The 272-nt window shown below is 48.5% G+C and carries 1 protein-coding gene; it reads right to left on the bottom strand.

Going from position 1 to position 272, the window contains the following annotated elements; all coding sequences use genetic code 11:
* The coding region (locus tag QVO51_RS06705; protein WP_288167955.1) for a recombinase family protein at positions 1-272 on the bottom strand (272 nt) is incomplete at both ends.

Genomic DNA, 272 nt, shown 5'->3' with positions numbered 1-272 from the left:
ATCCTGCGAATGGCTTCAGAAGTCCACTGACAGCCGTTTTTCGTCAGGATATTCAGTTCGTTCAGCTTGTTCGCAATCGACTGTCTGCCGATTCCATTGAGAAAGTCTGCAAAAATCATACGAACGGTCTCTGCTTCCTCCGGTATGATCTCCAGTACGCCCTCCGAGTTTCTCTTGTAGCCCAGCATGATGACTGTACTCACCTTTCCGAACTCAAAATCCTTGCGGATGCGCCATTTCTGATTTTCACTTGCGGAGTAGCTTTCCTCCTG

Origin of the sequence: Ruminococcus sp. CAG:379 (assembly GCF_000434255.1) — a bacterium.
Lineage (GTDB): Bacteria > Bacillota > Clostridia > Oscillospirales > Ruminococcaceae > Ruminococcus_F > Ruminococcus_F champanellensis.
This window is presented reverse-complemented; position numbering and strand designations above follow the sequence as displayed.